Below are 11518 nucleotides of genomic sequence, written 5' to 3'. Positions count from 1 at the left end.
CACAGAAATGTAAGTTGAAAGTTCTATTATATGAGTAAAACATAAGAAAGGAGACTCGCATAATGGAGTTTTTAAAAATTGAAAATTTATGCAAGGTCTACGGCAAGGGTGAAAATCAAGTTACCGCCCTTGACCATGTTTCGCTTACTATCGAAAAGGGGGAGTTTACCGCAATCATCGGTTCCTCCGGCTCGGGTAAATCCACATTGCTTCACAGCATCGGCGGCGTGGATGTGCCGACAAGCGGAAAGGTGTATTTGGAGGGGCAGGATGTATATGGCCAAAGCAATGAAAAACTCGCCATTTTCCGCAGGCGGCAGGTTGGACTGATTTACCAGTTTCACAACCTCATTCCCACTCTGAATGTGGTAGAAAACATCACCTTGCCTATCCTGATGGACAAGCGGAAGGTTAACAGGGAGAGGCTTGGTGACTTACTCGAACTGCTTGGACTGCAAGAACGCAAAACACATTTGCCAAACCAGCTTTCAGGTGGTCAGCAGCAGCGTGTCGCTATTGGGCGCGCCTTGGTGAATGCTCCGGCAGTCATGCTGGCCGATGAACCAACCGGCAGTTTGGACAGCAGGAATGGACATGAAATCATCAAGCTGCTGAAAGAAAGCAATAAAAAATATGGGCAGACCCTGATCCTCGTCACCCATGACGAAAATATCGCCCTGCAAGCAGACCGCATTATCGGCATATCAGACGGCAAAGTAGCGAGAGATGAGAGGGTGCGGCCATGAATATTTTTAACAAAGTCACTCTGCAAAGCTTGAAAAAAAATCGTACCCGAACAATTGTTACGGTGATCGGAGTGGTTCTGTCCGCCGCCATGATTACGGCAGTCGCTACCTTTGCCGTGTCTCTGCAAAGCTATATGATAAACGGTGCTGCTGCCAAATATGGTGATTGGCATATTGAAATCCCGGACGCAGCTTCCTCCTTTGTGCTGGAACAGGCAGAGGACAGCCGAGTGGCAAATGTTGTACCGCTACAGAACATTGGCTATTCCACACTGGAAGGCGGACAAAATCCCGACAAGCCATATCTTTTTATTGCCGGATGGAACGAGGAAGCCTTGGATGCTCTGCCCATCAAGCTGCTTTCCGGCAGACTGCCGGAAAACAGCAGCGAGGTCGTGATACCGGCTCATATTGCGGCAAACGGCGGCGTGAAAATTTCGGTGGGCGACACACTCACCCTCTCGGTCGGCAACCGTATAGGCGGCGATCAGAAGCTCAGCCAGCACGATTCGTATTGTGCTGGGGAGGAAAAGCTTGTAACCACGACAGAGAAAACATATAGGGTTGTCGGCATCTGCCAACGACCGGCAATCGAGGAGTATGCTGCACCCGGATATACTTTAATCACAACAGAGGATACAGCCGCAGCGGACAGTCTTACTGTATTTATCACGCTGAAGAACCCATATCAGGTTCATTCTTATGCAGACAGCATATCAGACAATTACAGTTACGTTTTGAACGATGATGTACTGCGTTTTATGGGACTTTCAGGGGAAAAGATGCTTACAGTTCTCCTGTACTCGATTGGCGGCATTTTGATTGCCCTAGTTATGCTCGGGTCGGTGTTCCTGATTTATAATTCATTCAACATCTCATTGAATGAACGCACACACCAGTTTGGAATTCTCATGTCAGTAGGTGCCACGGAAAAACAGCTGCGCAATTCTGTCCTGTTTGAGGGACTTTGCATCGGTACAATCGGCATTCCCATCGGCATTTTGGTCGGGATACCAAGCATCAAGCTTGTGCTTTCTCTTGTGGCAAAGAATTTCGCAAATGTCATGTATGACAATGTACCGTTGACTTTGGCGGTGTCTGTTCCTGCTCTTGTTGCTGCGGTGGTTATCAGTATGATCACCATTCTAATTTCGGCCTATATTCCGGCAAAGAAGGCTGCCAGTACGCCTGTGATGGAGTGTATCCGTCAGACAAACGAGGTCAAGGTGGAAGCCAAAGCGATAAGAACCTCAAAGCTCGCGGAACACCTTTACGGTTTAGAGGAAACACTTGCGTTAAAAAACTTTAAGAGAAACAGGCGACGTTACCGCAGCATTATCCTGTCGCTTACGTTAAGCATCGTGTTGTTTGTGTCGGCAAGCTCTTTCGGAACCTATCTGAATCAGATCGCGGAGAATTCCTCTGTGGTAGTTGAAGAATATGACATCTGTTTCTATACCCGAGACATGGAGGAAAGCGAGCTGTTCCAGCTTTACGATGAGCTGAAAACTGCCGACGGCGTCACCGAAAGCTCTTATCAGGCACTTTCGACCTATTCCTGCGTGCTTAATACAAGTGATTTGCCAAACCATTTTTTTGACGAGTACGGCGAGCCCATCGGTTATGATGGGGCAAGTGAAACGGTGGAAGTGCTGTTGGATATTCAGTTTGTTGAGGACAGCGTCTATCAGAACCTGCTCGAAGGCCTCGGTTTGTCCGCAGAGGAATACACCGGGCAGGACAAAAAAATGATCATGGCAGGAATTCTGCCCGGGAGTTGGTATACGCAGGAACAGCCTATGGAATTTACGCTCCGCTCCAAGACCGGGGACCAGACTAAAACAATCCATGTAACCTTTGTAAAAGACTACCCGGATCTGCTGCCCACGGAGCCAGGTGAGTGGCCCGGATACACGCTTATGGTGATGGCCCCTTACGAGGTAAAGCCGCAGTTTGACGCACTAAGTGCGACTGTAAAGCCTACAAAGCTGGGCATGACATTCAAGTCAGAAAATCCTGGTCAGTCTACAGCTAAGATGCAGACGATGATTGATGGAGCCAGCATTACCGCCGACTATAATCTGTACAATGTCTATGGGATATTGGAGCAAAACCGTAATATCACATTCATTGTCAATCTGTTCTCGGTTGTTTTTATCACGATGATTTCGCTAATCGCGGTTGCGAACGTCTTCAACACGATTTCCACCAATATCAAGCTGCGCAGACGGGAATTTGCCATGCTCCGTTCTGTAGGGATGTCCGATCGGGATTTCAATAAGATGATGCGCTTTGAATGCACTCTTTATGGAGCGCGGACGATGCTTTGGGGGCTGCCCATTGCAGGAATTCTTTCCTGTCTAATTTATAAGGGCATGATCATCGGCGGCGGAAATGTTGGTTTTGTGTTCCCGTGGGGCAGTATGGCAATCAGCGTGTTCAGCGTGCTCTTTGTGGTGTTCATCACAATGCTGTATGCTATTAGCAAGATAAAAAGAGAAAATATTATTGACGCCCTTCGAGATGATATGATTTGATTCAAAACCGATATTGACTTGATGCAAAATCAAAAAAACATCTAGTTCAAGTGATTTGCAATCGTCCCCAAAGGCGATTTAGACATTGAAAATACTACAGAAGTAATGTAAATTGCAAAGGAATGTTACCCTGCGGTAATAAAAAAACTGCAGAGGACTTTCTGGAACTGAAGGCCCTGTCGGATGAAACCTATCATCAGCAAGTTATAGACAAAAATCGGACAAGTCAGCATTAACGGATTAGCTGAAATCGAACTACTTTCTACAGGCCTCTCTTGATGCGGAACTGATACATGAAAGTGTCACGAAAAAAGTCATAGAAACGACCAAACGGCTTCTCAAAAGCGAAGATTTAACACAAGTGCAACGGCAACGATTTATTCTACATTTTTGAAAGGTATATCTATGCGCCAGATTGCCAAACAGGAGGGCGTGATACTGAGTGCAGTGTGGAAGAGTTTGCACTTTGCCATAAAGCAAATCCTCCAATAAAGATTATTTACAATTCATCGGTAATCGTTTGACTATATGCTAAACAACTATGATTTTCGTAAACATCCTTATTGGAGGATTGCTAATATTCTTCTACTTCTTTTTTTAAGGATTTAGAGTAAAAATCGATATATAAAAATTCTCTCCCAATTCAAAATACTTTATCTTATTGAATTCATGTTTTTGCAGCAGATTATCAATTTGTTCAGGACTCAATCTATGATTGGTAGGTGGACCTATAGGAGTCTTACGTTTATGAAATTCGATAATAGCCAAGAGTCCACCATTAGTTAGAATACGCTTGATTTCATCTGCCATACCATCTATATCCTCCAATTCATGGAAAACAGTAGAAGCTAGGACAATATCACAAGAGGATGAAGGTACATCTTGAACATCATTCTTTAGTATAACATTATCTGCATTATGTTCTGTTCTTTTAACTTTTAATACTTCTAGCATTTCAGTGGATATATCTACTGCATATATATTGGAATTAGTTAATTTAGATGCTGCAAATGTAAAAATTCCTGTTCCTGCACCGATATCACAAAAAGAACTTCCATCCCCAAGACCAAGATTTTTAAGTGTTTCTGATGGATTTAATTCTTTTAACCGTTGAGGGTTTTCTAATTTATGTTCCATATTTTTAAATTCTCCTTTCTAGATTAGACATAATACCTTTTATTACTTTCTTTTAACAATGATATGTTCTATATCGATTACCCTTTTCACCCTATGGTAAGCGAGATTATAAGTTATGTTTTGACCAGATTTGGAAAAGTCTAAAATCCCATGAACTTTTAATATAGTAAGATGTCAAGATAAAGCAGATTGTGCAATGTTGAGAGTTTTTTTGATTTTACTCACATACATACCGTATATTGGTATGTATCAATATACTAATATATTTGATATTAGTCAAGAAGTTTAGTTGAGATTTCATGTGTTATAATGTTAATAGGAGGTGCTTCTATGACGCAAATTGCCAAAGAGATACTAGAGAGAACTGGAGGCGAGTGTCCATGAAGATTGACCGCTTGCTTGGAATACTCACAATCCTGCTTCAAAATGAACGGGTAACAGCTCCCTATCTTGCTGAGAAATTTGAAGTTACTCGCCGTACCATTGGCAGAGATATTGATACTCTTTGCCAATCGGGGATACCTATTATTACATATCAAGGCAGCGGTGGCGGTATTTCTATTGCAGAGGGGTTCAAGCTTGACAAAAGCGTTCTGACTGTTGATGAGCTTTCAGGGATTATTGCTGGTCTCAAAGGTATTGGAAGCGTATCGGAAAAGTCCCATATTGAGAAAACTCTAGATAAATTATCTGCTAATAAAGATATCGTTGTATCGCTAAGGGAACCCATTGTAATCGATCTTGCTTCTCATTACAAGGGCAGCTTGACAGAAAAGATTGAACTTATTAAAAGAGCGATTCATGAGCAGAGATTAATTGAATTTGACTATTATTATGAAAAGGGTATTACACATCGCCGTATCGAGCCATACTTTATAATTTTCCAGTGGGCGGCGTGGTATATATTTGGATTTTGTCAAGAGCGAAAGGATTGGCGGTTGTTTAAGATGATGCGGTTATGGGATTTACGTCTTTGCACTGAGACCTATATTCCCCGTGAAATTCCACCTGAAAAGAGGGACTTTAATGAGTGTCTTCCCGATGATAAAAAGCTAGTTGTTCTATTTGACCCATCAGTTCGTTATCAGCTCATTGAAACATATGGACTTAATTGTTGCACAGAAACTGAAGAAGGCCTGCTTCGTCTTGAAATTGGGTATACAAATAGGGATTTTACTATATCATGGATTTTGGGGTTTGGAGATAAGGCAAAGGTACTTGAACCTGCTGACATGGCGGAGCATATAAAACGAATCGCTGTTAATATTTTGGAACACTATAAATAAACAGGACAGGATGTTGTCCTGTTTAATGTGATATGATTCTTTCAAAAGGAGGGTTTTGGATTGAATAGTAAACCGATAAAAAATTATGGAGATTTTGTTAGTACATTGCTGGATGCCGGGTTTTCAATGGGGGGTGGGAATAGTGAAGGCATTTTCTCCGTGATTCCATGGAATTGGGAGGAATCACCGCCTTACGAAACACCTATATGCTGGCATACAGGAAATCCAGATACTGACCCATGGGAGTGGCGTATGCGTGTATTAGACGAGCGTAACGATATTGCTTATGCAAAATTATTCTTCAAGAAAAGCGGATATATGGTCAGAGAATGGGTTCCCTATTTTCTCGCAGTTCGGCGAGAAAATAGGACATTTGATGAGAAATATGCAGATGGTGAAATCAGTAACCATGGGAAACGAATTTATGACACTATCCTCGAAAATGGGACGTTGCCATTACATGCAATAAAGCAGTTGGCAGGCTTTGGAAAAGAGGAAAAGTCTCAGTTTGACCGAGCCTTGACAGAACTGCAAATGAAAATGTATTTGACTATGTGTGGAAGGCAGCAAAAAATATCTCAAAAAGGAATAGAGTACGGCTGGTCTTCAACTGTATTTTGTACAACTGAGAATTTTTGGGGGGAAGATGTATTTGAAAAGGCTGTAAAAATCGAGAAAGATGAGGCAATTGAAAAAATAACGGAGCGTGTTTTTATACTCAATCCTAATGCTGAGTTAAAAAAGATTTTGAAATTTATTAAAGGATAAAGAAAATTTATTATTACGGGGGTGGGTAAATGAGTAAAGAGGTTATTGCAAAAGCAGAAGAAATTATTCGTCAAAATACAGCTCACAGTTCATTGGAGGGTTCAGAGCCTTATTGTGTTCTTGCACTCATTGATAGGGACGGGTATCCTACAGCTTCAACGATTACGGCATCAAAAGCCCATGGAATTAATTGGATTACCTTTTGCACCGGGCTTGAAGGTAACAAGGCAAAACGTATAGCAAACTGCAACCGCGCAAGCGTGTGCTTTAATAAGGACGGGGCATATAACATCACTTTAGTTGGAACAATTGAAGTTGTAACAGATCTAGCCATCAAGGAAGAAATGTGGTATCCGGGAATGGGGCAGCATTTCAACGGTCCTGACGATCCAGACTATTGTATTTTGCATTTTGAGACAAATCGCTACAATCTTTTGGTTGATTGGCAGGAGGCGGAGGGAATATTGTGAAATATGATATGAGTGCTTAGAATAAATTTGCAGGGAGAGATTATATGAGTTTAATAATTGAAATGACAAAAGATTTCGCTATAGATATTTCAAATTGGATTTATGAAGATCCTTACTCAATGTATAGTTTTGAAAACAATTCAGAAACCATTCTTGAACTTATGAGCGGTGATTATTATGCTTTTATTGACGATAAAAATCAATTGTCTGGTTATTTCTGTTTTGATAAGTCGGCGCAAATACCAACTCATGACTATACATACTCTGAAGAAGCATTAGACATTGGATTAGGTATGAATCCACTTCTGTGCGGAAAAGGATTAGGATATTCATTTCTAAATAAAGGTATAGACTTTGCTCGAAAGAAATTTCAATCTAAAAAATACCGACTGACAGTTGCTTCTTTTAATAGGCGTGCTATCAGTTTGTATAAAAAAGTTGGTTTTATAATATTAAAGACTGTTAATCATTCCAAGTCTGGAGATGAATTTTATATTATGGTTCGAGAAGAAAGAGATTAAATTATCTTTATAAGCCATTGTTTTTACCTTTATAGGGGGATTCTATTGACTATTTTTATTACCTTGATTGACATCATAGATGCATACTGTTATTATTATAACAAAGAACTAGTGTAATATAGATAAATTAGGTATATAATGAATGAAAATAAGTCTTTTTTGAGGATTATTAAGATTTATAATAATCTTTTTATAACTTATAGGAAGATTCTAATTTTTTTCATTCTAAAACGTGCTCTCAATGAGTTTTAAGCAGATTGCTGAAATCATTGATTTTGTGCAAGTCGCTTATGCAGTAGCTAAGAAAAGCTTACTTGAAATCCTTTATTAGAAGCTTTTCTTATATTTGTATCAAATAGACTATTTCAAAGTAGGGGAATCATATGGCGATTTTAAGTTTTAAAGAAATTGAATGCATGGATTGTTATAAATGTGTCAGACATTGTCCTGTTAAATCAATAACAGTTAAAAATGGACGAGCACAAATACTTGAATCAGAATGTATATTATGTGGAACCTGTACTGTTGTTTGTCCTCAAAATGCAAAGGAGGACAGTAATGATATTCCTAAAATATTAGAGTTACTTAGCCAAGGGCGTCAAATTGTGGCAACTGTAGCGCCTTCATGGATTACTGCATATCCCAAGGCATCATTTCAGACCTTTTCTGATGCACTTGCTGAGTTGGGTTTTTCTTATGTTTCTGAAACAGCAGAAGGAGCATATGTTGTGAAAAGCCATTATGAAAAATTGGTTGAGGATAAATGGAATGATGTAATCATATCTTCCTGCTGTACGACTATAAATCTATACATTGAACATCATTTTCCCGAGGCACTGGATTTTTTGGCTCCAATAATCTCTCCTATGCAGGTAAGTGCTCGCAAGTTAAAGGATTTATACCCTAATGCTATAGTGATATTTATTGGTCCATGTATTTCTAAGAAAGCTGAATGTGGTGAAAATGGTGCAGACTATGTAATTACCTTTGATGAGCTTGAAGGATGGTTTGAAAATTCTAGTATAGAACCTAAAGAAGACGGTTCAATACCTACGCCAAAGCTTTCACGATCATTTCCATATAGCGGAGGTATATTAGATAGCATGTTAAAAAATCGCAGCTTTCAATACATCGCTATTGATGGGATTGAAAATTGTATAAATGCATTGCAGGAAATCGTTTCAGGCAATTTAAAGGGGTATTTTATTGAAATGAGTGCATGCACTGGAAGTTGTATAGGGGGACCATCTTTTCAAAAAAGCCAAAATAAGCAGATTTTTGGAAAGACTCTGGTTAGAAAACAAGCAGTAAATGAAAGTGGAAAGAATATTGATTTTGAGACAAGAACTGATTTTTCGCTGAAACAAAAATTTCTTGATAAAAAAATAGTCTGTATGCCTCCGACAGAATGGCAATTGGCTGCAATATTGAAGAAGATGGGAAAAAATACTGTAGAAGATGAGCTAAACTGCGGTTCGTGTGGATATCCAAGCTGTAGAGAAAAAGCAGTTGCTATCTATGAGAATAAAGCAGATATCAACATGTGTTTGCCATTTATGAAAGCCCGTACGCAGTCTTTTGCAGATAAGGTAATAGAAGTATCACCCAATCTTATATTAGCTGTGGATATTGATATGTGTGTCATAATGATTAACAATGCCACATGTAAAGCATTCCATCTATCCTCACCTGAGGATATCCTTGGTTCTCCTGTATCACGTATACTAGATGAGTATAATTTTATTGATTTAATTGCAAGTGGGGAAGAGAGAATAAGCAGAAATATATATGTTGCAGAATACGGTTTATACTTAGAGCAGACACTCATATACGATAAGGGAAATAGCATAATAAGCTGTATAATGAAAGATATTACTCAGCTTCGCATGGAGAAGAATAGGATTCGTCAAGCAAAGATGGATTCTGCTAATATGGCTGATGAAATTGTGGAGGCTCAGTTACGTACAGTACATGAGATAGCTTCTCTTTTAGGAGAAACAGCTGCAAAAACTAAGCTGGCAATAATGGATTTGAAAAAAACAATACTTATGGATGATGAGATTTTTTAGGATAGGTGGCTTATATGCTGGATTATGTATTAGATTTTGCAAAGATAAGTTATAATAAATATACAGAAAGTATTTGCGGTGACTTTTACTATAAGGAAACAACAGAAGATGGAACCACTTTAGTTCTTTCTGATGGCTTAGGCAGCGGTGTAAAGGCAAATATACTTGCAACGCTGACTTCTCAAATACTAGGTACATTACTTTCAGGAGGTATGCTCTTAGAAGATGCTGTTTTTACTACAGTTCAGACATTGCCCATGTGCAGGGAGCGGAAGCTAGCCTATGCTACATTTGTAGCGGCGAGAATACAGAGATATAAGGTATATCTGGCACAATTTGATAATCCTCCTGCTATACTCCTTCGAAGCGGAAAAAGTATAAGTCATGAGTCTGCACGTTTTTTCATTCAAGAAAAAGAGATTTGGGAAAGTACAGTACCGTTGCTTTCTGATGATATGCTTTTTCTGATGACTGATGGTGTTACAAATGCAGGTATAGATAGCGAAATTGGCAAAGAATTAGGATATGGTGAAGTTGTAAAGCTTTTGGAGCAATGGTATAAACCAGGAGTTTCAGCTGCATGGTTAGGGGCCCGTTTGATGAATGCCTGCTTATGTCTTTATGATGGAAAGCCTAAAGATGATATAACACTATTGACACTGCAGCTTCGGGAACGGAAAGCCATAAATATTATAATCGGCCCTCCAGAGAATCCAGATGAAGATGACAAAATATTAAGTATGTTTTTTAGAAAAAAAGGAAAACATGTTGTATGCGGCGGAAGTACAGCTAAAATGGTTTCCAAATTCTTAAAAGCACCTCTTATGCCTTTAGAGAATACATCATCTGAGGGGATACCTGCTATGGCGAAAATAGAAGGAGTAGATCTTGTGACAGAAGGTATCATTACCTTAAAAAATATTCCTAAGCTTATACATGAGTATGAGAAGAACGCTATTATATTACTTGAATTAGAAAAGAGAAAAGATGGTGCTGCTATGTTGACACGTATGTTAATCGAGGATGCAACAGATATTAATATATATTTAGGAAATGCTGTAAATCATAGTCATCAGGAGGACGGGTCAGGAATTGATATTGTTTCAAAATTGAAACTTGTACAGGAAATAGGGGAAAGTCTTGAAAAGATAGGTAAAAAAGTAAAGATTAGCATGTGTTGACACTTGAAAAGTTCTATGATACACATTTAATATACAAATAAAAAGCTGTATCTAAATTTAGCATTATAAGGTGATATCAATGGATATTTTATATATGAGAGAAGCTTTAGAAGAGGCTAAAAAGGCGTATAGCATCTATGAAGTGCCTGTAGGTGCTGTTGTTGTTTATGAGGGAGAAATAATCGGCAGAGGTTATAATCAAAGGGAAACTTCAAATGACCCAACAGCTCATGCTGAAATACTTGCAATAAAAGAAGCAAGTAAGCATCTTAATGCGTGGAGGCTGCTTAATTGCACTATATATGTGACGTTAGAACCCTGTGCCATGTGTGCAGGTGCAATAGTAAATGCTAGAATAAGAAAATTGGTTATAGGTACTAGAGATCCTAAAAGAGGCTGCTGCGGAACTGTGGAGGATTTAACGAATCATCCTAAATTTAATCATAGATTAGAAGTGGAATTTGGTGTATTAGAAGATGAATGCAGCAGTATAATTTCTAGTTTTTTTAAGGAGCTTAGGGAAAGTAAATAACTAACAATAAAGAAGTCTCAGCATATATAGGTCTTGAGACTTCTTTATTGTTGTATTTTACGGACTATATCCTCTATAAATTATTTTTTGGTGCAACTCTAATCCAAGTTTCTTCGTAGCATTTTCCATTTGCAGTTTCATAGTACATCTCAAATTCAAAGCCCTATTCGTACTCTCTAAGCAATCCATATGTATTCTCCTCCTTTAATTAAAGTATAGCAAGATGATAAATTCATATCCTTGCAATAATTGCAAGATATTGCAAGAAGTT

At 39.1% G+C, this 11518-nt stretch carries 11 protein-coding genes; 9 read left to right on the top strand and 2 right to left on the bottom strand.

What is annotated here, in order from left to right:
- The first annotated feature begins 62 nt into the window (after positions 1 to 62).
- Both KQI38_RS08080 and KQI38_RS08075 read left to right on the top strand, forming a co-directional pair.
- Entirely contained in the window at positions 63 to 746 is a 684-nt protein-coding gene (locus KQI38_RS08080) for an ABC transporter ATP-binding protein (RefSeq protein WP_216557891.1), read from the top strand.
- Positions 743 to 3283, top strand: a complete 2541-nt coding sequence (locus KQI38_RS08075; protein WP_216557888.1) for an ABC transporter permease — start codon at positions 743 to 745, stop codon at positions 3281 to 3283. The genes KQI38_RS08080 and KQI38_RS08075 overlap by 4 nt, the downstream gene beginning before the upstream one ends.
- A 597-nt stretch (positions 3284 to 3880) precedes the next feature.
- Here KQI38_RS08075 and KQI38_RS08070 read toward each other — a convergent pair.
- Positions 3881 to 4420 carry a class I SAM-dependent methyltransferase gene (locus KQI38_RS08070; protein WP_216557885.1) on the bottom strand — a complete coding sequence of 180 codons (540 nt, stop codon included), beginning with the start codon at positions 4418 to 4420 and terminating at the stop codon, positions 3881 to 3883.
- A gap of 380 nt (positions 4421 to 4800) precedes the next feature.
- Here KQI38_RS08070 and KQI38_RS08065 point away from each other — a divergent pair, with 380 nt between their 5' ends.
- From KQI38_RS08065 to tadA, 7 genes are all read left to right on the top strand, one after another.
- Complete coding sequence (locus KQI38_RS08065; protein ID WP_216557881.1) at positions 4801 to 5706, top strand: helix-turn-helix transcriptional regulator; 906 nt, start codon at positions 4801 to 4803, stop codon at positions 5704 to 5706.
- Between the two features lie 60 nt (positions 5707 to 5766).
- Complete coding sequence (locus KQI38_RS08060) at positions 5767 to 6474, top strand: AlkZ-related protein (protein WP_216557877.1); 708 nt, start codon at positions 5767 to 5769, stop codon at positions 6472 to 6474.
- A 29-nt stretch (positions 6475 to 6503) separates the two neighbouring features.
- Positions 6504 to 6944, top strand: coding sequence for a pyridoxamine 5'-phosphate oxidase family protein (locus KQI38_RS08055; protein ID WP_216557874.1), 441 nt, complete (start codon positions 6504 to 6506; stop codon positions 6942 to 6944).
- Positions 6945 to 6988: 44 nt separating this feature from the next.
- Positions 6989 to 7465 (top strand): GNAT family N-acetyltransferase, encoded by a 477-nt coding sequence (locus KQI38_RS08050; RefSeq protein WP_216557871.1) that lies wholly within the window; start codon positions 6989 to 6991, stop codon positions 7463 to 7465.
- 383 nt (positions 7466 to 7848) lie between these two features.
- The gene (locus KQI38_RS08045; protein WP_216557868.1) at positions 7849 to 9534 is read left to right on the top strand and encodes a [Fe-Fe] hydrogenase large subunit C-terminal domain-containing protein; all 1686 of its coding nucleotides are present in this window, start codon (positions 7849 to 7851) and stop codon (positions 9532 to 9534) included.
- Between the two features lie 14 nt (positions 9535 to 9548).
- Positions 9549 to 10715 (top strand): SpoIIE family protein phosphatase, encoded by a 1167-nt coding sequence (locus tag KQI38_RS08040; RefSeq protein WP_216557865.1) that lies wholly within the window; start codon positions 9549 to 9551, stop codon positions 10713 to 10715.
- A 79-nt stretch (positions 10716 to 10794) separates the two neighbouring features.
- Positions 10795 to 11247 carry a tRNA adenosine(34) deaminase TadA gene (tadA, locus tag KQI38_RS08035; protein ID WP_216557862.1) on the top strand — a complete coding sequence of 151 codons (453 nt, stop codon included), beginning with the start codon at positions 10795 to 10797 and terminating at the stop codon, positions 11245 to 11247.
- A 57-nt stretch (positions 11248 to 11304) separates the two neighbouring features.
- On the opposite strand, the gene KQI38_RS22295 is transcribed toward tadA, so the two are convergent.
- Entirely contained in the window at positions 11305 to 11436 is a 132-nt protein-coding gene (locus tag KQI38_RS22295; protein ID WP_256310806.1) for a hypothetical protein, read from the bottom strand.
- Between the last annotated feature and the right edge of the window lie 82 nt (positions 11437 to 11518).

This window comes from Tissierella carlieri, assembly GCF_018917285.1.
GTDB classification, from domain to species: domain Bacteria; phylum Bacillota; class Clostridia; order Tissierellales; family Tissierellaceae; genus Tissierella; species Tissierella carlieri.
The sequence above is the reverse complement of the archived record's forward strand: the minus strand, read 5'-3'. Positions and strand labels throughout refer to the sequence as shown.